The sequence below is a fragment of the Stenotrophomonas pictorum JCM 9942 genome (assembly GCF_001431585.1).
Taxonomy (GTDB): Bacteria; Pseudomonadota; Gammaproteobacteria; order Xanthomonadales; family Xanthomonadaceae; genus Stenotrophomonas; species Stenotrophomonas pictorum.
Genome location: NZ_LLXS01000021.1, coordinates 98,440 through 118,717, shown reverse-complemented (window position 1 = coordinate 118,717; position 20,278 = coordinate 98,440). Strand labels below are relative to the sequence as shown.

At 64.6% G+C, this 20,278-nt stretch carries 18 protein-coding genes; 10 read left to right on the top strand and 8 right to left on the bottom strand.

Translation table 11 applies throughout. The features are described 5' to 3' along the window. The first annotated feature begins 2 nt into the window (after positions 1 to 2). The 3 genes from ARC78_RS08820 to ARC78_RS08810 are packed head-to-tail and all read left to right on the top strand — an operon-like array spanning position 3 to position 3,414. The gene (locus tag ARC78_RS08820; protein WP_054658028.1) at positions 3 to 1,010 is read left to right on the top strand and encodes a glycosyltransferase family 2 protein; all 1,008 of its coding nucleotides are present in this window, start codon (positions 3 to 5) and stop codon (positions 1,008 to 1,010) included. 47 nt (positions 1,011 to 1,057) lie between these two features. After that, positions 1,058 to 1,435 carry a GtrA family protein gene (locus ARC78_RS08815; RefSeq protein WP_157722769.1) on the top strand — a complete coding sequence of 126 codons (378 nt, stop codon included), beginning with the start codon at positions 1,058 to 1,060 and terminating at the stop codon, positions 1,433 to 1,435. 5 nt (positions 1,436 to 1,440) lie between these two features. Then, positions 1,441 to 3,414, top strand: coding sequence for a DUF2142 domain-containing protein (locus ARC78_RS08810; RefSeq protein WP_057506117.1), 1,974 nt, complete (start codon positions 1,441 to 1,443; stop codon positions 3,412 to 3,414). A gap of 57 nt (positions 3,415 to 3,471) precedes the next feature. Here the strand turns inward: ARC78_RS08810 and ARC78_RS08805 are convergent, their stop codons facing one another. From ARC78_RS08805 to ARC78_RS08795, 3 genes are read right to left on the bottom strand one after another with little or no spacing between them, the layout of a single operon-like run. Further along, positions 3,472 to 6,117 (bottom strand): hypothetical protein, encoded by a 2,646-nt coding sequence (locus ARC78_RS08805; RefSeq protein WP_145974303.1) that lies wholly within the window; start codon positions 6,115 to 6,117, stop codon positions 3,472 to 3,474. A 14-nt stretch (positions 6,118 to 6,131) separates the two neighbouring features. Beyond that, on the bottom strand, positions 6,132 to 7,067 hold the full coding sequence (locus tag ARC78_RS08800) for an electron transfer flavoprotein subunit alpha/FixB family protein (RefSeq protein ID WP_057506115.1): 936 nt from the start codon (positions 7,065 to 7,067) through the stop codon (positions 6,132 to 6,134). After that, positions 7,067 to 7,813: an electron transfer flavoprotein subunit beta/FixA family protein gene (locus ARC78_RS08795; protein ID WP_054658036.1), complete on the bottom strand. Its 747-nt coding sequence runs from the start codon at positions 7,811 to 7,813 to the stop codon at positions 7,067 to 7,069. Before ARC78_RS08795 ends, ARC78_RS08800 begins: the two co-directional genes overlap by 1 nt. 265 nt (positions 7,814 to 8,078) lie before the next feature. Here ARC78_RS08795 and rfbB point away from each other — a divergent pair, with 265 nt between their 5' ends. From rfbB to rfbD, 4 genes are all read left to right on the top strand, one after another. Beyond that, the gene (gene rfbB, locus ARC78_RS08790; RefSeq protein WP_057506114.1) at positions 8,079 to 9,134 is read left to right on the top strand and encodes a dTDP-glucose 4,6-dehydratase; all 1,056 of its coding nucleotides are present in this window, start codon (positions 8,079 to 8,081) and stop codon (positions 9,132 to 9,134) included. Positions 9,135 to 9,219: 85 nt separating this feature from the next. Beyond that, the gene (gene rfbA, locus ARC78_RS08785) at positions 9,220 to 10,107 is read left to right on the top strand and encodes a glucose-1-phosphate thymidylyltransferase RfbA (protein WP_057506113.1); all 888 of its coding nucleotides are present in this window, start codon (positions 9,220 to 9,222) and stop codon (positions 10,105 to 10,107) included. Continuing rightward, a complete protein-coding gene (gene rfbC, locus ARC78_RS08780; RefSeq protein WP_057506112.1) occupies positions 10,104 to 10,661 on the top strand; it encodes a dTDP-4-dehydrorhamnose 3,5-epimerase in 558 nt (185 codons plus the stop codon). Before rfbA ends, rfbC begins: the two co-directional genes overlap by 4 nt. Continuing rightward, positions 10,658 to 11,560 carry a dTDP-4-dehydrorhamnose reductase gene (gene rfbD / locus ARC78_RS08775; RefSeq protein WP_057506111.1) on the top strand — a complete coding sequence of 301 codons (903 nt, stop codon included), beginning with the start codon at positions 10,658 to 10,660 and terminating at the stop codon, positions 11,558 to 11,560. The genes rfbC and rfbD overlap by 4 nt, the downstream gene beginning before the upstream one ends. Positions 11,561 to 11,620: 60 nt before the next feature. Here rfbD and ARC78_RS08770 read toward each other — a convergent pair whose 3' ends face one another. Further along, the gene (locus ARC78_RS08770) at positions 11,621 to 13,024 is read right to left on the bottom strand and encodes a mannose-1-phosphate guanylyltransferase/mannose-6-phosphate isomerase (protein WP_054657490.1); all 1,404 of its coding nucleotides are present in this window, start codon (positions 13,022 to 13,024) and stop codon (positions 11,621 to 11,623) included. 8 nt (positions 13,025 to 13,032) lie between these two features. Beyond that, positions 13,033 to 14,379 (bottom strand): phosphohexomutase domain-containing protein, encoded by a 1,347-nt coding sequence (locus ARC78_RS08765; protein ID WP_054657492.1) that lies wholly within the window; start codon positions 14,377 to 14,379, stop codon positions 13,033 to 13,035. 145 nt (positions 14,380 to 14,524) lie between these two features. Here ARC78_RS08765 and ARC78_RS08760 point away from each other — a divergent pair, with 145 nt between their 5' ends. Continuing rightward, positions 14,525 to 15,259, top strand: coding sequence for a CoA transferase subunit A (locus ARC78_RS08760; RefSeq protein WP_057506110.1), 735 nt, complete (start codon positions 14,525 to 14,527; stop codon positions 15,257 to 15,259). Between the two features lies 1 nt (position 15,260). Next, complete coding sequence (locus ARC78_RS08755; protein WP_054657494.1) at positions 15,261 to 15,896, top strand: CoA transferase subunit B; 636 nt, start codon at positions 15,261 to 15,263, stop codon at positions 15,894 to 15,896. 40 nt (positions 15,897 to 15,936) lie between these two features. Here the strand turns inward: ARC78_RS08755 and ARC78_RS08750 are convergent, their stop codons facing one another. Beyond that, positions 15,937 to 18,015, bottom strand: a complete 2,079-nt coding sequence (locus tag ARC78_RS08750; RefSeq protein ID WP_057506109.1) for a glycoside hydrolase family 99-like domain-containing protein — start codon at positions 18,013 to 18,015, stop codon at positions 15,937 to 15,939. A 136-nt stretch (positions 18,016 to 18,151) separates the two neighbouring features. Here ARC78_RS08750 and ARC78_RS08745 point away from each other — a divergent pair, with 136 nt between their 5' ends. Then, positions 18,152 to 18,754 (top strand): alpha-ketoglutarate-dependent dioxygenase AlkB family protein, encoded by a 603-nt coding sequence (locus ARC78_RS08745; RefSeq protein ID WP_054657496.1) that lies wholly within the window; start codon positions 18,152 to 18,154, stop codon positions 18,752 to 18,754. Here the strand turns inward: ARC78_RS08745 and ARC78_RS08740 are convergent. Together ARC78_RS08740 and ARC78_RS08735 are read right to left on the bottom strand one after the other, a co-directional pair. After that, a complete protein-coding gene (locus tag ARC78_RS08740; protein ID WP_054657498.1) occupies positions 18,699 to 19,355 on the bottom strand; it encodes an ABC-type transport auxiliary lipoprotein family protein in 657 nt (218 codons plus the stop codon). The two genes, ARC78_RS08745 and ARC78_RS08740, sit on opposite strands and share 56 nt — an antisense overlap. Beyond that, entirely contained in the window at positions 19,352 to 20,278 is a 927-nt protein-coding gene (locus ARC78_RS08735) for an MlaD family protein (RefSeq protein ID WP_054657500.1), read from the bottom strand. Before ARC78_RS08735 ends, ARC78_RS08740 begins: the two co-directional genes overlap by 4 nt.

Here is a 20,278-nt window from a genome sequence, read left to right as displayed (position 1 = left end):
ACATGCGCCGAATGGAACCCCGGATCGCTGTCGTCATCCCGAGCTACCGGGTATCCCGCCATATCCTCGACGTCATCGCCTCGATCGGTCCGATGGTCCAGCAGGTCATCGTGGTCGACGATGCATGTCCGGATGGATCCGGCGCGCTGGTGACGGCGCAGTGTCGCGATCCGCGGGTGGTGGTGCTCACCCATGAAGTAAACCAGGGCGTCGGCGGGGCGGTGCTGACCGGGTATCAACGCGCCATCGAATCGGGCATGGACATCATCGTCAAGATCGATGGCGATGGGCAGATGGATCCGGGGCTGCTGCCCCGATTCGTCAGGCCCATTGCCGAAGGACTGGCCGATTACACCAAGGGCAACCGCTTTTATGACCTGAGCCAGATCGGGCAGATGCCGATACTGCGGCTGGTGGGAAATGCAGGACTTTCCTTCATGGCCAAGTTCTCCAGCGGCTATTGGGATGTGTTCGACCCGACCAATGGATACACCGCCATCTCGGCAAAGGTGGCCAAGCTGCTGCCTATGGACCGGATCAGCAAGCGCTATTTCTTCGAGACCGACATGATGTTCCGCCTTGGTACATTCCGTGCGGTGATCGTTGACGTGCCTATGGACGCCAAGTATGCCGATGAGGTCAGCAATCTGAAGATCAGCCGGGTGCTTGGCGAATTCCTGGTCAAGCACGTGCGCAATTTCGGCAAGCGAATCTTCTATAACTATTTCCTGCGCGATCTGTCGATCGCCTCGTTTGAGCTGGTGGCAGGCCTGGTCTTGCTGTCCTTTGGCGTGTGCTTTGGCGCCATCGAATGGTGGCAAGGTATTACCAGCGGTGTGCCGACCACGGCTGGCACGGTGATGCTGGCGGCCATGCCTGTCCTCGTCGGCCTGCAGCTGCTGCTGGCCTTTCTCTCCTATGACATCGCGTCTGTGCCGAAATCGCCGCTGTCTTCCCGGCTGCTCGACGAACCGGGCTGTGGAGCCGCCGACGGGACCACGGACACGTGACGGTGCGTGCAGGAGCGCCGCGATGGTTGCCAGCCCATACGGAATTGGTGCGTATCGCGTTGTTTCTGGCGGTGGGTGGATTGCAGTTTGCGTTCGACGCCGGCCTGTTCATCCTTCTTACTTACTGGGGGATGCCGGCGTTCTGGACCAATCTGTTCACGCGCTTCACAGCCGCGATGCTGGGATTCCTGCTGAACGGCAAGCTGACCTTCCGGCAACCGCGGCTGACGCGGCAGCAGTTGCTGCGCTATGTGCTGCTGTGGGTGTCGCTGACGCTGCTCAGCACTGGCGCGGTTGTCTTGACCGGAAGTATGGCGGGTATCCCGGCCGCCTGGAGGATGAAGGTCTGCATCGAGATCGTGCTGGCAATGCTCAGCTTCATGCTGATGCGGCGCTGGGTGTTCGTCATAGTTGAAGGAGGGTGAAGGCCATGGAAATGGCGGTTGGCAAGCCGAGCAGACTGTTGTGGAAACCGGGCAAGCTAGGCGTACTGGCGATCGTCACATTTGGCTTATTCCTGGCCGGGGCGCTCTGGCTTTCCCAGGACCGGTCCCAAGCGAGGCTGAGTTTTACGGTCCAGTCCACGGTCTCCGGCCAACTCCAGGTCTTCTTCGACGAGGACGGCGACTTCAGCGAAGTTATGTCCGAATGGTATCCCGTGGTCGTCGGACAGCGGCAGGAGGTGCGGCTGGCGCGGACGGGAATGCAGCTGACGCGGCTGCGCGTCGATCCGCCCAATGGCGGCGACGTTTCGCTGTGCGACGTGGTATTGCGGGTGGCGGGCGAGAATCATGCCTATGTGTCGGGCGCGAGGCACGATCTTGAACTGGTGGAGGCGGGGCCGTGCCGAGTACTGTCCTCTACCGCGGACGCGGCCGACCCGCAGCTCGTACTGGGGGCCAGTCCGGCAATGGAGGCGGCGCTGGCGACGGCCCTGCGGTGGCAAGGTCTCCATCAGGCCGTCATGTATGCCACTGGTCTGTGGCTGCTGCTCCTGCTGGTCGTCCTGCGCTGGATCTACCTCGCCCCGCTCAGACGGTACGCGCGCCTGGCCTGGCTGGAGCGCCTTGATGGCAATGCGCACTGGCTGTGCATGGCGTTGCTGTTGGTATTCGGCAGCCTGTACGCGGTGCGCACGCCGCCGGGGGCTGTCCCCGATGAGCGCGCGCATCTGGCCAAGATCGTCCGGATCGGCCAGGGCACACCGTTCGGTTGGCATGACGGGCAGCGCTTCCCGGATTTGTCGGCGATGTACGGCCCGTTCTCAGGTTATCTGGGAAACAAGCAGCCATTCAGCAAGGCGCAGCTGGAGCGGCAATTAGCACAACCCCTTGCTTGTGCGCCGACCAGCGCGCCGCCGACCGGCGGCGCGGATCCCTACTTCCCGCATCATTACGCGGTTGCCGCCGTCGCTTTCAGCAGCACCTGCGCCATGAGCGGCTCTTTTGGTACATTCCTGTATTCGGCGCGCCTGCTGAACCTGCTGTTGGCGTCGCTCCTTGTAGGGCTCGGGATCGCATTGGCCGGCCGCGCCAAATGGGCACTGGCCTTCGTCGCCCTGCTGCCCATGTCACTGGCCCAGTTGGCCTCGGTATCGGCCGATTCGCTGGTTATCGCCTTGACCATCGCCTGGACAGGGCTGACCTCGGGGCTGGCGGCCGGGCGCGTGCCGCTGCGGCGGATCCTGCCGGTGCTGTGGGGGCTGGCCATCGCCATCGGCCTGCTCAAGCCCGGCGCGGCCTGGGTATTGGCGAGCCTGCTGTTCTGCCGCGAAGCGTTCCGGCAATCAGGCCTGTCTTTCCTGCGCGGGCTGGGGTGCTTCGTAGCGCTGCCATGGGCGTTGCACCTGGCGTTGATCGCGATGGCCGACGCCGATGGCATTGCGCGCGCCGGCGTTGACCCGGCAAGCAACATCCGTCAGCTTCTGCACGATCCCGACACGTTCCTTGGACTGTTGTGGAACACGCTCACCGGCGAGCATGGCGCGCATCTGTACCGGATGATGGTGGGGATCCTCGGGTGGATCGACGTGCCGTTATCGGCGTGGGCATACCCGCTTGCGGGCTATGCCCTGGTCGCGGCCCTGTTTCTCGCCGGCAACCGGCCCGATGCGCTGCGCTGGCCACGGGTGGCGCCGGCCGCGTTGGTGATGGTGGCCGGGGCTGTGGTGATGATCGCATTGCCGTTGTACGTGCAGTGGACCTCGGTCGACGCCACCATCGTGCAGGGCCTACAGGGCCGTTATTTCCTGCCACCCCTCGCATTCGCCTGGGCCTGGATGTCCATGCGCAGCCCGGATCCGCTGCGTGCGCTTCTGCTGGCTTTCGTGCTGACAGCGGCGATGGTGCTGAACCTGGATGCGCTCGAGCGCCTGCACCTGGCGTATTTCGTCAGTGGCCGCTGAGGCGACCGGCCCACGAAGATCGCGGGTCGCGGGACAACGAAGCGGCACTCGCTCTACTCAGGGCGTGGAGAGCTCCAGCAGGTAGGCATCTCCGGATTGGAAGACGATTCGTTCCGAGTCGATCAGCGATTCCATGCCGCTGATACAGGCCTGCGCGCGGTTCTCCGGCAGAAAGACATAGCCGATGCGATGCCGGGCCAGCCAGCGCCGGTCGAGCTGGTGGCAGACGTTGTCCTGGTAGCTGCGGCTGGAGAAATCCGGGTCGCCCTGATAATAGAAAAACGCCGGTTCCAGACTGCCGGAAAATGGCAGCGCACGCGCGCCGGCGACAGGAAATACCCAGGCCTCGTTGCCCGTATGCAGGCTCAGGTTGGGCAACAGCACTTTCTTGCCGGACATGTCGTCCATCACCCCGCGCATCATCTCCAGCACCGCCAAGTCGTTGGCCGAAGCGCAGCCCAGCGATCCGCAATAGGCTTGGCGTGGCGTCCACATGGACTCCTGCTGCGTCCGCATGCCCAGGGCGATGACGCAACAGGCGACGGCGGCAGTGGCCAGCCACCCCACTGCAAAGCCTCGAATCACTGCCGCTGTTGAGGCCATGGCCGCTAGGACTGTGAGCAGGATGAACTCGTATTGTGAAACGCTGAAGCTGAAATAGCCGGGCAGCAGATAGCCACGGGGATCGTTGCGCAGCGTGAAGAACAGCCCGATACAGGCGGCTGTCGCCGCTAGCAGCGCCGCCCCCGCAAGCAGCGCTTCGCGCGACAGTCGGGGCCTGCGCAGATACAACAGCACAGCGCCGATGGGCAGCAACAGGAGCAGGAAGGTGGGGGCAGCGTGCTGGGGCATCAGCCAGAACAGCTGCTTGCCCAGTTCGGCCGCATGCCGGGTGTAGAAGCTGGGCCACTGTGCCAGCAGTTCAGTCAGCGAAAGCGCCGTGTAGTTGGCGGTGACAGTGATCTTGGGATTTGCTCCGGCACCCTGTACGAGCCCCTGGTAGTACGGGTCGAGCAACAGCGCAAACGCGGCCAATGGCAAGGCCAGTGCCGCCGGATGCGGATGCCGGTGGTGCAGGCTGGCATGCAGCCAGAACGCTCCCATGACGATGCCGGGCATGACCGGGCCGATCGGATTGAGGCTGCCCAAGGCCAGAAGCAGGAGCGCGCAGGGCACCACGAGGGCCCAGCCGGTGCGTACTGCCGCCGGCGCCGATGCCATCCACAATGCCGGCACGGCGGCGGCGAACACGAAGCACATCTGTCTTCCTGTGCCCTCCATGTGTGCGTACTGGCTGAACAGTGGGAACAGGAAGGCGGCGATTGTCAGCGCCAGTGCGGTCAGCAATGCCGCGGGCATTGCCAGTGGATGCCGGTGTCGCTGTGCAACCGCCTCGGCCAGCAGCATCGCGCCGGTGAGGCAGGCGATCAGCGGTAACGCGGTGATGGTGTCGCGCGGATCCAGGCCCGAAAGCCAACTCCAACTGGCGCCAAGGAAGGCGCTTCCGGCAGGATAGTCGAACACCAGGTCTCCCGACCAAGGGAGGAACCCGAGCGAAAGAATTCGCTGACTCAGGAACGCATGGGTATCCGGGTCGCTGGAGAGCATCACTATCCGCGGTAGCTCCCGATCAGCCACTACCAGGCAGATTGCCGCGAGCATACCCAGCTGCACGGGAAGTCCCTGCATGCCAGTCGCCGCGCCGGTGCGGTGCCGTCGGTACCAGAGCCAGCCGCAGGCGACGACCGCCAAGGTACCCATTTCCATGCTGCCCACTGCTGGCGCGCCGATGGCCGAGACCATGGAGCGCAGGTAGAGGTAAGCCACCAGTCCACACTGGCCTATCGCCAGTGCCAGGAAAAGTCTTGCCGAACCCTGCATGCGCGGTGGCAGGCGCAGCGCATCCAGGAGTGCCGCGCCGATGGCCGCGAGCAGTAGTGCGGCGAGAAACAGTTGAGCGCCATAGCGTCCGCCGCGCAGCGGATCGTGCAGTAGTCCTTCGACCGGCAAGCCCAGTGCGGCCATGACCACGATACCGGCGACGGTCATGGCCGGCATCTTCCATAGCGCAGCGGGCATCATCATGGTCATCCGGCGCAGCTGTACGATTACCCGTCTGCCGCGCATCGCCATGACACCGGCCGCCAGCACCAGTCCGACGATGCCCAAGGCGGTACCGGCGCGCCTGGCTGCACGCGGTCCGGCCAGTACATCGGGCGGAACCGCGACTTCGAACCACGGATCGTGGCCGCTGGCGACGAGGTTACCGTGCGTGTCCCAGTGCATATCGTTGCGCAACACCATCGCCTCGCGCAGTCGCAGGCCTTCCAGGCGCGCGCTGTCGGAAAAGCTGGCGAAGCCCAAGTACTGCAGTTCGATCATGCCCACGGCGCTGCCGGGGTCGATACGCACGACCTTGGGTAACCTGGGTGACTGCACGGACAGCCGGTGCACGACCTGCCGGCCAGCCTGGAGCGGAACCTGCCGGACATTGGCCTCGCTATAGCCTCCGGCGAACGGGAAGATCTGCAGATAGGGTCCGCCAGGTGCATTGAGGCTGATCTCGATGGCCAGGCTGTAAGGGCGCGTGTTGAGCCAGCCACCCGCAAGCGCCAGGAAAAGTCCAAAAAACAAAAGGAGCGCCGCAGAGGCGCTCCTTTTTTCGGAATGTGGCGGATATGGCTGGGAGATGATGCGTTGCATGCGGCGATTCTATGTCAGAGCGCCTTTTCCAGCTCCGGCAGGATCGTAAACAGATCACCCACCAACCCGATATCGGCAATCTCGAAGATCGGCGCATCGCCGTCCTTGTTGATGGCGACGATGGTGCCCGCGTCCTTGATGCCGGTCAGGTGCTGGATGGCGCCGGAGATGCCCACGGCGATGTACAGCTCCGGAGCGATGATCTTGCCGGTCTGGCCAACCTGCATGTCGCTGGGCACGTAGCCGGCATCCACCGCCGCGCGCGAGGCACCGACGGCGGCGCCGAGCTTGTCGGCCAGCTGGTAGATCACCTTGAAGTTCTCTTCCGAGCCGACGCCGCGGCCACCGGAGACCACGCGCCTGGCGCTCTGCAGGTCCGGGCGGTCGCTCTTGCCGGCGGCCAGGCCGATGAAGCGGGTGTGCGAGGGCAGGGTGGCATCGACGTTGATGGCCTCGACCGGTGCGCTGTTGCCCTTGGCTGCTTCCGGCCACGAAGCGGCGCGAACGGTCGCCACCACGACCTGGTCGGCCGGCAGTTCCACGGTGATGATGGCGTTGCCAGCGTAGATCGGGCGCTTGAAGGTGTGCGGGCCTTCGACGCTCATCAGGTCGGAGACCTGGTTGACGCCGAGCAGCGCGGCGACGGCCGGGACCAGGTCCTTGCCGGTGGTGGTCGAGGCGCCGAACACGTGGCTGTAGCCGGCGGCGGCCTTGGCGATCTGCGGTGCCTGTACCTGGGCCAGGGCATGTGCGTTGGCCGGGTTGGCCAGGGTGAGCACCTTGCTGACGCCGGCGATCTGCGCAGCTTCGGCGGCGATGCCGGCCGGGTCGGCGGCCAGCACCAGCACGTCGATGTCGCCACCGACGGCGGCAGCGGCCGAAACGGTCTTGGCGACGGCGCTGTTGAGCTTGCCGTCCAGGTGCTCAGCGATAACGAGAATCTTGGCCATTACAGCAACCCCTTCTGCTTGAGTGCAGCCACCAGTTCGGCGGCGTCCTTCACCATCACGCCCTTGCTGCGCTTTGCCGGCGCGGCGTAGTGGGTGGTCTTGAACGTGTCGGCGGCTTCAACGCCCAGGTCGGCCAGCTGCAGGGTTTCCAGCGGCTTGGCCTTGGCTTTCATGATGTCCGGCAGCTTGATGAAACGCGGCTCGTTCAGACGCAGGTCGGTGGTGATCACCGCCGGCAGGTCGACTTCCAGCGTTTCCAAGCCGGCGTCGACTTCACGGGTGACCGTGGCCTTGCCGTCGGCGATCTCGACCTTGGAGGCGAAGGTGGCCTGCGGGCGCGCCCACAGCGTGGCCAGCATCTGGCCGGTCTGGTTGGCGTCGTCGTCGATGGCCTGTTTGCCGAGGATAACCAGATCCGGCTGTTCCTTCTCCACCAGCTTGAGCAGGGTGCGGGCAGCGGTGAGCGGCTGGATGGCCTGGTCGGTGACCACGTGGATGGCGCGGTTGGCGCCCATGGCCAGGCCGTTGCGCAGATGCGCCTGGGCGTCGGTCGGGGCGATGGTGGCGACCACCACTTCCGTGGCGAGGCCCTTGTCGCGCAGGCGCAGGGCTTCTTCCAGGGCGATTTCATCGAACGGGTTGGGCGAGAGTTTGACGCCATCGGTGACCACGCCGGAACCGTCCGGCCTGACCTGAATGCGGACGTTGTAGTCCACCACGCGCTTGTACGCGACGAGGATTTTCATCTGGTACGAATCCTTCGGTAACAGGGAATAGCGTCCGGCTCTTGGTGGCAGCAACCGGTTCGGGAAATTGGACCGCGATTCTAACTGGCCAAGCGGTTCCATGCGAATGCGTATGGAAATGCTGCGAAGCACCAAAATGCCGGATCTGCGGGCGTGTCCTATCCTTCCGGAGGCAGCCGTGTGGAGCGCTGGCCTGTATGCTGTAACGCTGTGTCGGAATGCCGCGGGCGTTCCCAGGATGAATTGAAAAACAGGAGAACAGGTAGTGCCCACATGGCTTGTCACCGGCGGTGCCGGATTCATTGGCGGCAACTTTGTATTGGAGGCGGTCGCCAAGGGCGTGCGCGTCGTCAATCTCGATGCCCTGACCTATGCCGGTAACCTGAAGACCCTTTCCAGTCTGGACGGCAACCCGAACCACGTCTTCGTGGAAGGTGACATCGGTGATCGCGCTCTGGTCGAGCGCCTGCTGGTCGAACACCAGCCCGACGCGATACTGAATTTCGCCGCGGAAAGCCATGTGGACCGCTCCATCGATGGCCCCGGCGCGTTCATCCAGACCAATGTGGTTGGCACCTTGGCGCTGCTTGAAGCCGTGCGCGATTACTGGAAGGCGCTGCCGGCCGACAAGGGCCAGGCGTTCCGCTTCCTGCATGTCTCTACCGACGAGGTGTACGGCACGCTGGGCGAAACGGGCCTGTTCACTGAAACCACGCCTTACGCGCCTAACTCGCCGTACTCGGCGTCCAAGGCGGCGTCGGACCATCTGGTGCGCGCGTTCCATCACACCTACGGGCTGCCGGTGCTGACCACCAACTGCTCCAACAATTACGGCCCGTATCACTTCCCCGAGAAGCTGATTCCGCTGGTGATCGCCAAGGCACTGGCCGGTGAGCCGCTGCCGGTGTACGGCGATGGCAAGCAGGTGCGCGACTGGCTGTTCGTGACCGACCATTGCGAAGCGATCCGCACCGTGCTGGCCAAAGGCCGCGTGGGCGAGACCTACAACGTTGGCGGCAACTCGGAAAAGCAGAATATCGAAGTTGTGCAGGCCATCTGTGCCCTGCTGGACCAGCGCCGCCCGCGTGCGGATGGCCAGCCGCGCAGCAGCCAGATCACCTACGTCGCCGACCGCCCGGGCCATGACCGCCGTTATGCGATTGATGCCTCCAAATTGAAGAACGAGTTTGGCTGGGAGCCCAAGTACACCTTCGAGCAGGGCATCGCCTACACAGTGGACTGGTATCTGGATAACCAGGAATGGGTCAACGGCGTGCTCGATGGCAGCTACCGCCTGCAGCGTATCGGCACCGTCGCCTGATGATGGGCCGTTGTCGCGATCTGGCTGCGCTGCCCTCGAGGGCAGTTGACGGGCGGCGCGATATCTTCACGCAAGGATTCTGGAAATGACGCAACGCAAAGGCATCATCCTGGCCGGTGGCTCCGGCACCCGGCTGTACCCGATCACCAAGGGCGTCAGCAAGCAGCTGCTGCCGGTGTACGACAAGCCGATGATCTACTACCCGCTCAGCGTGCTGATGCTGGCGGGCATCCGTGAAGTGCTGATCATCAACACCCCGCATGAGCAGGGGCTGTTCCAGCAGTTGCTGGGCGACGGTTCGCAGTGGGGCATGGATATCCAGTATGCCGTGCAGCCCAGTCCGGACGGGCTGGCGCAGGCCTACCTGATCGGCCGCGACTTCGTGGCCGGCAAGCCGAGCTGCCTGGTGCTGGGGGACAACATCTTCCATGGCCACGGCCTGCGCGAGGTGCTCAAGCGTGCCGACGAGCGCGTGGACGGCTCTACCGTGTTCGGCTACTGGGTGAACGACCCGGAGCGCTACGGCGTGGCCGAGTTTGACACCAGTGGCAAGGTGATCGACCTGGTGGAGAAGCCGGAGAACCCGCGCTCCAACTACGCCGTGACCGGCCTTTACTTCTACGACGGCAACGCCAGTGCCCATGCTGCCGAACTGAAGCCGTCGCCACGGGGCGAGCTGGAGATCACCGATCTCAACAAGCGCTACCTGGCCGAGGGCAACCTGCACCTGGAAGCGCTGGGCCGCGGTTACGCCTGGCTCGATACCGGCACCCACCAGTCCCTGTTGGAAGCCTCCAACTTCATCGAGACCATCCAGACCCGGCAGGGCCTGCAGGTCTGCTGTCCGGAGGAAATCGCCTTCGGCCAGGGCTGGATCAACGCCGAGCAGCTGGAGGCGCTGGCCGCCCCGCTGATCAAGAATGGCTACGGCCAGTACCTGCACAAACTCGCCTTGCGTGGAGTCGTTCCGTGAACGTGATTGAAACGAAGTTGCCGGGTTGCGTGGTCATCGAGCCGGCGGTGTTCGGTGACGAGCGTGGCTTTTTCTTCGAGACCTGGAATGCCGAGCGCTTTGGCCAGCACGGCCTGCCGACCCGCTTCGTGCAGAGCAATGTGTCCACCTCCGCCAAGGGTGTGCTGCGTGGCTTGCATTACCAGTGGCCGCGGCCGCAGGGCAAGCTGGTCAGCGTGCTGGAAGGCGAGGTCTATGACGTGGCCGTCGATATCCGTCGCGGCTCGCCAACCTTTGGCCAGTGGGAGGCGGTGATGCTCAGCGCCGAAAACAAGCGCCAGTTCTGGATTCCGGAAGGCTTCGCCCATGGCTTTGCGGTGCTGTCCGAGCGCGCGGTGTTCAGCTATCTGTGTACCGAGGTCTACCTGAAGGACTTCGATGCTGGCGTGCGCTGGAATGACGCCGATATTGCGGTGGATTGGCCGATCAGTGCGCCGACCCTGTCGGCCAAGGACGAAAGCGCACCATTCCTGAAGGACATCGCTGAAGACCGTTTGCCGGTCTACACCCCATGACGGTGCTGGTGTTCGGTGGCAACGGCCAGGTCGGCCAGGAGCTGCTGCGCGCGCTGGCGCCGCTGGGGCAGGTGATCGCGACCACGCGCAGCGGCCTGCTGCCCGATGGCGTGGCCTGCGAGACGGCGGACTTCGGCCAGCCGGACAGCCTGCCGGCGCTGCTGGATCGCCTGCAACCCTCGGTGGTGGTCAACGCGGCGGCATACACCGCCGTGGACCGCGCCGAGCAGGACGTTGAGGCGGCCTTCACCGCCAACGCGCAGGCACCGGGCGTGATCGCACGCTGGTGCGCGGCCCATGGCGTGCCGCTGGTGCATTACTCCACCGACTACGTGTTCGACGGCCAAGGCACGGCACCGTATCGCGAGGATGAGCCGACCGCGCCGCTGGGCGTGTATGGCACCAGCAAGCGCTATGGCGAGGACGCGGTACGGGCTGCCGGTGGTCACCATCTGATTTTCCGCACCGCCTGGGTGTATGCCTCGCACGGAGCCAATTTCCTGCGCACGATGCTGCGGGTGGGGGCCGAGCGTGAGGAACTGCGCGTGGTCGCTGACCAGATCGGAACGCCGACGCCGGCGGTGCTGATTGCCGAGGTTACGGCCAAAGCACTGCAGCATCCGGAGCAGTTGTCCGGCACCTGGCATCTGACCGCCTCCGGGCAGACCAGCTGGCACGGCTTTGCCGAGGCGATTTTTGCCGAGGCGGTGTCTGCCGGGCTGCTGACCAGGGCGCCGCACGTTCACGCGATCAGCAGCGCGGAATATCCCACACCCGCCCGGCGTCCGGCCTGGTCGGTACTGGACAATGCCAAACTGCAGCAGGACTTTGGCATCGTGTTGCCGCCGTGGCGGGAAGGCCTGCAGCGGGTGATCGGTCAATTGCGCGCACAGCGCTGATCGATGGAATGAAAAGCCCCGGAGTTCCCGGGGCTTTTCATATGCGGCGATCGGTGCGGCTCAGGTGCGGCCGTAGGTGTCCTCGAAGCGCACGATATCGTCTTCGCCCAGGTAGCTGCCCGACTGCACTTCGATCAGCTCCAGCGGCAACCTGCCGGGGTTGCGCAGACGGTGGGTCACGCCCAGCGGGATATAGGTGCTCTGGTTCTCGGTCAGCAGCAACACTTCCTCACCGCGGGTGACCTCGGCGGTACCGCTGACCACGATCCAGTGCTCGGCACGGTGGTGGTGCATCTGCAGGCTCAGCGTGCCGCCGGGCTTGACGGTGATGCGCTTGACCTGGAAACGCTCGCCGTTGTCGATGGAATCGTAGGCCCCCCAGGGGCGGTAGACCTTGCGATGCCAGGTGGCTTCGCTGCGACCGTCGGCCTTCAGTCGGGCCACCACATCCTTGACCTCCTGCATGCGGTCGGATCTGCCGACCAGCACCGCGTCATCGGTTTCGACCACGACCACATCCTTCAGGCCGACCATCGCGATCAGACGGTCGCCATAGGCGAAGGTGTTGTGGCAATCGATGGCGATGACATCGCCGCGATGGGCGTTGCCGTCGGCGTCCTGCGCGGACACGTCGCGCAGGGCGGTCCATGAGCCGACATCGCTCCAGCCCGCATCCAGCGGCACCACAGCCGCATCGGCGGTCTTTTCCATCACCGCGTAATCGATGGAGTCCGACGGGCTGGCCTGGAAGGCGTCCGCATCCAGGCGGATGAAGTCGCTGTCGCGGCGGGCCCGCTCCCATGATGTACGGCAGGCAGCCAGGATCTGCGGCTGCAGGCGTTCGAGCTCCTCCAGATAACGGGACGCGCGGAACAGGAACATGCCACTGTTCCAGTAGTACTCGCCCGAGGCGACGTAACCCTGTGCGGTCTGCAGATCGGGCTTCTCGACAAAGCGCTCGATCGCGCGCGGACCCTCACCGGCCACCGCCTTGATGTAGCCGTAGCCGGTCTCCGGCGCGGTCGGCTGGATGCCGAAGGTCACCAGCTTGCCCTGTCCGGCGAGGCTGGCGGCCTGGGCGATGGCCTGGTGGAAGCGGGGAATGTCATTGATCAGGTGATCCGAGGGCAGCACCAGCAGCAGGGGATCTTCACCGTTGCGGCGGGCCTCCAGCGCGGCGGCGGCGATGGCCGGGGCGGTGTTGCGGCCGGCCGGTTCCAGCAGGATCGCCGACGGTGCGGTACCAACCTGCTGCAGCTGTTCGGCGGCCACAAAACGATGCGATTCGTTGGCGACCACGATGGGCGCCTGCGCGGCGATATCGGCCACACGCAGCCAAGTCGCCTGCAGCATGGTGCGCTCGCCGGTCAGCGGCAGGAACTGCTTCGGGTACGCCTCACGCGACAGCGGCCACAGGCGCGTGCCGGAACCGCCGGAGAGGATGACGGGCAGGATCGGGTTCATGGAGGGCCTCAGGCGGAGATAAGGTCGGAAATCTCGTGGGTGCGCAGCGCCAGCAACGTGGCATCACCGCGGGTTTCCACGTTCAGGCGCAGCAGCGGTTCGGTGTTGGAACTGCGCAGGTTGAAGCGCCAGTCACCGAAATCGGCACTGATACCGTCGGTGTGGTCCAGCATCGGCGACTGCGCGGCGAAATGCGCCATCACACGCGCCACCGCCGCCTTCGCATCGGCGACCTTGAAGTTGATCTCGCCACTGCAGGGGAAGCGCGCCATGCGGTCTTCCACCAGTTCGGCCAGCGATCGGCCACTGCTGGAAACCAGCGCGGCGATCAGCAGCCAGGGGATCATGCCCGAGTCGGCATAGGCGAATTCGCGGAAGTAGTGATGGGCGCTCATCTCGCCGCCGTAGACGGCGTTCTCGGCACGCATCTTCTCCTTGATGAAGGCGTGGCCGCTCTTGCACAGCACCGGCACGCCGCCGGCGGCTTCGACCATTTCCACCGTGTTCCAGGTCAGGCGCGGATCGTGGATGATCTTGCCGCCCGGGTTGCGGGCGAGGATGGCCTGGGCCAGCAGGCCGACCAGGTAATAGCCTTCGATGAAGCGGCCGTTGTGGTCGAAGAAGAAGCAGCGGTCGAAGTCGCCGTCCCAGGCGATGCCGAAGTCGGCACCGTGTTCGCGCACTGCCTGTGCGGTGAGCGCACGGTTCTCCGGCAGCAGCGGGTTGGGGATGCCATTGGGGAAGCTGCCATCGGGCTCGTGGCAGATGCGCACGAAATCCAGCGGCAGGTGCGGTGCCAGCAGATCGATGACGGCGCCGGCGCCGCCGTTGCCGGCATTGACCACCAGCTTCAGCGGCTTGAGTGCGGCGGCGTCCACATAGCCGAGCAGGTGCTGGATGTAGGCGCTCTTGTCATATTCGGTGCGCAGACCGCCACGCGGCGTTTGCGCCTCGGACGTATCGGCGGCGACGGCATCGGAGATCGCGAAAAGCCCGGTATCGGAGCTGATCGGACGCGCGCTCTCCTTCACCAGCTTCATCCCGTTGTAGTCCATCGGATTGTGGCTGGCGGTGACCATCACCCCACCGGCCGCACCGAGATGATCGGTCTGGAAGTAGACCTCCTCGGTACCGCACAGGCCGATATCGATCACCTCCCGGCCCTCGCCACGCAGACCGGCGGCCAGTGCGTCCTGCAACGCCGGACTGGTCAGGCGCACGTCATGCCCGAGAACCACCGCGCCTTCCCCGAGCTGGGCCGCCAGCGCCTTGCCGACTTTCCGGGCGATGTCTTGATTGAGTTCTTCCGGCACGCGGCCGCGGATGTCGTAGGCCTTGAAGGCGGGGAGAGGCATTGCATGCATCCTGCTGGAATAAAGGCGCCTAGTTTAGTCGCCCTCTACGTAACTGGCTGTCTGCGGGCTGGACGAAGGTCCAAGGCGACTGATCCGGGAACGCCGCTAGAATGCGCGCATCCTTGGTTATTGTGGGCGTGATGCGATGAGCGATCTCTCTACCCCGACCGGCAAGCGCGGCAAGCTGTATGCCTCCGCTGCCGAGGCGCTGGCCGGCATCGTGGCCGACGGGCAGACGCTGGCGGTCGGCGGCTTCGGCCTGTGCGGCATTCCCGAGGCCCTGATCGCCGCGTTGCGCGACAGTGGGGTCAAGGGGCTGACGGCGATTTCCAACAACGCCGGTGTCGATGGCTTCGGCCTGGGCCAGCTGCTGGAAACCCGCCAGATCAGGAAGATGATTTCGTCCTATGTGGGCGAGAACAAGGAGTTCGAGCGCCAGTACCTGGCCGGTGAACTGGAGCTGGAGTTCAACCCGCAGGGCACCCTGGCCGAGCGCCTGCGCGCCGGCGGAGCGGGCATCCCCGCCTTCTTCACTGCCACCGGCTACGGCACTGTGGTGGCCGAAGGCAAGGAAACCCGCGAGATCGACGGCAAACACTATGTGCTGGAGACCGCGCTCAAGGCCGACGTGTCGCTGGTCAAGGCGTGGAAGGCCGACGAAGCCGGCAACCTGCTGTTCCGCAAGACCGCGCGCAACTTCAATCCGGCCTGCGCGATGGCCGGCAAAGTCTGCGTGGTCGAGGTGGAGGAGATCGTGCCGGTCGGCGCCATCGATCCGGACCAGGTGCACCTGCCGGGGATCTACGTCGATCGCATCGTATTGAACGCAACGCCGGAAAAGCGCATCGAGCAGCGCACTGTGCGTCAGGAGGGGAACTGAAATGGCCTGGACCCGTGACGAAATGGCACAGCGCGCCGCGCGCGAGCTGACCGATGGTGCGTATGTGAACCTGGGTATCGGCCTGCCGACCCTGGTTGCCAACCATATCCCCGAAGGCATGGACGTATGGCTGCAGTCCGAGAACGGCCTGCTTGGCATCGGCCCGTTCCCGACCGAAGCCGAAGTGGATGCCGACCTGATCAATGCCGGCAAGCAGACCGTCACCGCGCGTGCCGGTGCCAGCTACTTCGGCAGCCATGATTCGTTCGCGATGATCCGCGGCGGTCACATCAACCTGGCCATCCTCGGCGCGATGCAGGTCACCGACAAGGGCGACCTGGCCAACTGGATGGTGCCCGGCAAGATGGTCAAGGGCATGGGCGGCGCGATGGATCTGGTGGCCGGCGTGCAGCGCGTGGTGGTGCTGATGGAGCACACCGCCAAGAACGGTGAACACAAGATCCTGGCCGACTGCACGCTGCCGCTGACTGGCGTGGGGGTGGTTGATCGCATCATCACCGATCTGGCGGTGTTCGACATTACCGACAACGGCCTGGTGCTGGTGGAAGCCGCACCGGGCGTCAGCTATGAGGAGCTTAAGGAAAAGACCGGCGTGCCGTTCCGGCGCGCAGAGTGATGATTGGAGGGGCTGTTTCGCAGCCCCTCGCGTCTGTGCTTCAGCTCCGTCGGGCGTAGGCATACGTCGAGTCATCGTCATGTGGCAGGCCCAGCAGCGTGGCCGCATCCTTCTGGATGAACCCGGCATGCCGGGCAACCAGTGTGAACGTGCGCTCGAGCGCATGCGCAAGGGTCCCATCCACCTGTCCGGCTTCCGCTTCAAACAGGGAGGGTTGCAAGTGCGTATCCAGCATTGGTCGCAGGGCCCTCAAACGGACCCAGAACATGCTGCCGGCGATGAAACAGTCGTTGTCTGGGTCCGCCTGCGGGAGCCCGAAGCGGGTAAGCAGGCGGCGCACGTTGCGCTCATTCGCGCCCCAGAAATAGTCCAGCCGCTGGACGTGCCCCTCAGGAGGCACCAGGCCGAGCACCGGATCGGCGCGGAACCCCTCGACGATCCGGGCGGCGCGTTCCGGTGCAAGCAGGCGGCTGACAATCTCATTCCGCCACTGCTCACCATCGTGGCGGTGAACCGAACGCTTGGTATGCAGTTTCAGCACTATATCTTCGCCCTCCTCCAGCAGGGCCTCGGCCACATGCAGGAAAGGCAGAATGTCTCGGCCATGGTTGGGGAAAGCGTGGATCTCCCCCGACATGCCATACGTGGCAAGTAGCCGCTCGATTTCCGCATGCTGTTCATGGCTGGTGGTGATCACCAGTCGCCAGGTCAGTCCACTGTCCTGTAGCGCCTGCAGCAGTTCGGCGAACACGTCGGGATACCAGGCATGGATGACGGCGCAGGGGTGGGAGGCCGGCGGCATCTCACGGGCAGGAGCCAGCGCTGAGCGTGTTGCTTCCAACCAGGCATGGCCGAGCCGGGTATCAGGTTCCAGTACCGCTCCCTCAGCCCATTCATTCCACGCGTTGATGAAGACGAGGCGTTGCTCCGGAGCTGCCGCGGCTAGGCGTCCGTAAACTGTTTCATGCAGCCAGTCGCGATAGCCACGTGGAGATGCATGCAGGTAGATACGGCCATTTCCAGAGCGCCGGGCTTCGTTGTCCCAGCCAGGGTTCACGCCCGGGTAGAGTGGATAGTCGGGGAGTGGTCGTGAAACGATTTCCTTGGCCAATTCCCGCCAGTCGCGAACATCGCCGTGAAAGTCAGGGTTGATCAGCCACTGCTGTGCCGACAATGAAGTCGGATTGCTCATGTTGGGCGGGAATTCGACGGCAGCATCAAAGCCGATGGCGCGCGGATCCGGGCGTTCAAACCCCTGTACGTAGGCCAAGTGGATTTCGCCCACGTCGTTGTCACGACACCACTGTCGCCAGCGCCCGGCGGTTGCCCGGGCATCGGGCAGCAGTAGCGGGCGATACACCAGTAGTATCGGCTTGCCTTCGACTTTCAGTGCCCGGCGGTCGCGCAGGTAGGGTGCGATGTGCTGGATGAAGGCCAGGTCGTCCGCTGCACTGTGCTGCTGTCCTATCAGGATATCCCCGTCGCGCCCGTCCCAGCGCCGGGTCCAGTTCTCATTCGCCCAGCACATGCAGAACGACAGGTCGATGCTTTCGTCGGCCAACCACTGGCGTAGTGGATCCTCCATCAGGGTGCGACCACTGAACCAGTAATAGTAGAAACAGAATGCGCCGATGCCGTATTCGGTGGCGAGTTTCGCCTGGTTGCGCATCACTTGGGGGTTTCGAAGATCATAGAAACCTAAGTCAGCTGGCAGACGTGGTTGCACATGGCCTTCAAACTGGGGCAAGGCCCGGGTCACGTTGCGCCACTCTGTGAAACCCTTGCCCCACCAGCTGTCGTTTTCCGGAAACGTGTGGAACTGGGGCAGATAGAAGGCAACCAGCGTCGCAGGCAACGGCGAGGGCAGTGGAGCCTGCCGCCATGACACATGTCCGATAGCTGCTTCATCCGCACGACAACGTAGTTGCGCGCCGGGGCACATGCTTGGAAGTGGAGCGCCCTCCTCCTGACGACCGCGCGGCGGCAGCGGTACCCAATGACCATGACGTTCTAGCAGTCGCGTGCGCAGGCGGTCACGTTGGCTTTCGGACAACGGCAGCGCTCGGAACACGGCACGCAGCAGTGGAAAAAGCGATTGGCGCAAGCGTTTATCGGTCATCGCTGGAAAATCGGCCGGCAGGCTAGGGCAACGGGCATGGGGTCTTCGGCAACGGCATAGGGCGGTGGGAATTCTCCAGCTTCGGGAGCGGCTCCGCAAACGATGGCGCGGATGCATTCAAGTATGCTGTTCCGATATGACCAGCATGGTGCTGAATGTCTTATACAAGCGTGGCTGGCTCCCGCCCGCCGAGGCCGATGCATTGCTGCTCGCTCTGCACGACGGGGTACCGTGGGAAGTCCATCGCCTGCGCATGTTCGGGCGCTGGGTGGATTCGCCGCGGTTGAGCTGCTGGATGGGCGATGCAGGCGCGTTCTATCGTTATTCCGGCGCGGATTTCGTGCCGCATCCGTGGTTGGAGTCGTTGCTGCCGCTGCGTGAAAGGTTGCAGCAGGCTTGCCAGAGTCGATTCAACAGCGTGCTGCTCAACCGATATCGCAATGGTGGTGACAGCATGGGCTGGCACAGCGACGACGAGCCGGAGCTGGGCGAGCGTCCGTTGATCGCCTCGCTGAGCCTGGGGGCGCCGCGGCGCTTTCTGCTGCGCCGGCGCGACGACCATTCCTGCAAGCGGGAGTTCCTGCTCGGCCACGGGGATCTGCTGGTGATGGCCGGCGATACCCAGCGCTTCTACCAGCATGCACTGCCGAAGACGCGGCGCCCGACTGGCGAGCGCATCAACCTTACTTTCCGACAGATCCTTGAGCGGGCAGCGCCGCGGCGTCCTGCTGGCCGCTGACCAGCGTCCAGCCGATCAGATCGCCAGCCGTCTTGTCCAGCGCGGTTTCAAAGGCGCGCGCCACGCTGGGCAGCTCAGCGGAGGCGGCCGGTTCGGCAACCAGGAACGTGCGCGAGGCGACCACGCGCTGGTCGATGCTGTGGATCAGCTTGGCATTGAGCTCGATGGTCGCCGCCGGGGTGTCGCCGCCGCGGTAATCGGCTTCGAAGCGGCGCAGGTCGGTGGTGAGCTTGTAGTCGGAGCGGATACCGGCCGCAATGCGCGCCACCGCGTCGATCCGTCCGGAATCCTCGAAACCGCGCAACAGGGTGTCTTCGAGAATGTCGGTGGCCGGTTGCGACCAGGTCGCCCCCTTGTAGACCTCCAGTTCGCCCGGCGTCGGCCGCACATTGATGCGCGGGCTGTCGACCAGGCGCGCGGCGCTGGGCTTGGCGATGGCCAGCTGCCAGTCAACGCTGGGCCAGGCCGGATCGGCCTGCACGCGCACCTGCGGGGCATAGATGGTGGTGGATTGGCGGTCGCCGCCGGCCAGCACCGAGCAGCCGGCCAGTGCCAGCACACACCATGGCGCGATCAGTCGGATTGAAAAGGAAAGCTTCATTTCGGTTCGAATTCCTTCGGGGCATCGCGACCGAGCAGGTAGCGCGCCGGGTTGTTCTCCAGCCGGTCACTGACCCGGCGCAGGTCGCGGATCAGTCCGCGCAGTTCGGTCAGGGTCGGGCCCAGCTGGGCCAGTCCATCGTTGGCGAAGCTGTTGATGGCCGCGCGGTTCTCGCCAAGGATCGCATCGGCATTGCCGGCGGCCGAGTCGAGCTTGGACAGGCTGGTATCGAGTTTTTCCAGCGAGGCCGGCAGCTGCCGCAGCACGTTCTGGTCCAGATGCTGGATCGCCCCATTGGCCGTACCCAGGGTCACATTGAGGTTGCGCGCGGCATCGCGTGCTTCCAGCAGCAGCGCCCGGGTGCCTTCGTCGCGGTCGGCCAAACCGCCGCTGATGGTCTCCAGGTGGGCCAGCGTGGTGGTGATCTTGCCCACGTTCTCGTCGCTGAGCAGCTGGTCCATGCGCTCGACCACGCGATTGGCCACATCGGTGATGTTCTGCAGTGCCGAGGGCGCCGTGGCGATGGTCGGAATCGGTTCGTTGCTGGCGGCCGTCAGCGCCGCTGCCTGTGGCGTGCCGCCACTGAGCTGGATGATCGCCGGCCCGGTCAGGCTGGTGATGGCGAGCTTGGCGCGGGTGTCGGTTTTCACCGGCGTGGTCGAGTTCAGGCGCAGGCGCGCGATCACCTTGCGCGGATCCTCGGGGGCGAGTGAAAGCTCGGTGATCGAGCCTACGGCGATGCCGTTGTATTGCACCGGGCTGCCGACCGACAGGCCGGTGACAGCCTCATCGAACACTACCCGGTATTGCTGCCAGGTGCGGTCGGAGGAGTACTTGGCCGCCCATAGACCGAAGAACAGCAGCGCGATCGAGATGATCAGGGTGAAGGCGCCGATCAGGACGTAATTGGCTTTGGTTTCCAT

What these genes read in the sequence shown, in the direction of transcription:
- ARC78_RS08805 (WP_145974303.1), bottom strand. Translation starts at nt 6,117, where the DNA reads ATGCAACGCATCATCTCCCAGCCATATCCGCCACATTCCGAAAAAAGG.
- ARC78_RS08735 (WP_054657500.1), bottom strand. Translation starts at nt 20,278, where the DNA reads ATGGAAACCAAAGCCAATTACGTCCTGATCGGCGCCTTCACCCTGATC.
- ARC78_RS08765 (WP_054657492.1), bottom strand. Translation starts at nt 14,379, where the DNA reads ATGCCTCTCCCCGCCTTCAAGGCCTACGACATCCGCGGCCGCGTGCCG.
- ARC78_RS08745 (WP_054657496.1), top strand. Translation starts at nt 18,152, where the DNA reads ATGACCAGCATGGTGCTGAATGTCTTATACAAGCGTGGCTGGCTCCCG.
- ARC78_RS08740 (WP_054657498.1), bottom strand. Translation starts at nt 19,355, where the DNA reads ATGAAGCTTTCCTTTTCAATCCGACTGATCGCGCCATGGTGTGTGCTG.
- ARC78_RS08750 (WP_057506109.1), bottom strand. Translation starts at nt 18,015, where the DNA reads ATGACCGATAAACGCTTGCGCCAATCGCTTTTTCCACTGCTGCGTGCC.
- rfbA (WP_057506113.1), top strand. Translation starts at nt 9,220, where the DNA reads ATGACGCAACGCAAAGGCATCATCCTGGCCGGTGGCTCCGGCACCCGG.
- rfbD (WP_057506111.1), top strand. Translation starts at nt 10,658, where the DNA reads ATGACGGTGCTGGTGTTCGGTGGCAACGGCCAGGTCGGCCAGGAGCTG.
- ARC78_RS08820 (WP_054658028.1), top strand. Translation starts at nt 3, where the DNA reads ATGCGCCGAATGGAACCCCGGATCGCTGTCGTCATCCCGAGCTACCGG.
- ARC78_RS08760 (WP_057506110.1), top strand. Translation starts at nt 14,525, where the DNA reads ATGAGCGATCTCTCTACCCCGACCGGCAAGCGCGGCAAGCTGTATGCC.
- ARC78_RS08755 (WP_054657494.1), top strand. Translation starts at nt 15,261, where the DNA reads ATGGCCTGGACCCGTGACGAAATGGCACAGCGCGCCGCGCGCGAGCTG.
- ARC78_RS08770 (WP_054657490.1), bottom strand. Translation starts at nt 13,024, where the DNA reads ATGAACCCGATCCTGCCCGTCATCCTCTCCGGCGGTTCCGGCACGCGC.
- ARC78_RS08810 (WP_057506117.1), top strand. Translation starts at nt 1,441, where the DNA reads ATGGAAATGGCGGTTGGCAAGCCGAGCAGACTGTTGTGGAAACCGGGC.
- ARC78_RS08800 (WP_057506115.1), bottom strand. Translation starts at nt 7,067, where the DNA reads ATGGCCAAGATTCTCGTTATCGCTGAGCACCTGGACGGCAAGCTCAAC.
- ARC78_RS08795 (WP_054658036.1), bottom strand. Translation starts at nt 7,813, where the DNA reads ATGAAAATCCTCGTCGCGTACAAGCGCGTGGTGGACTACAACGTCCGC.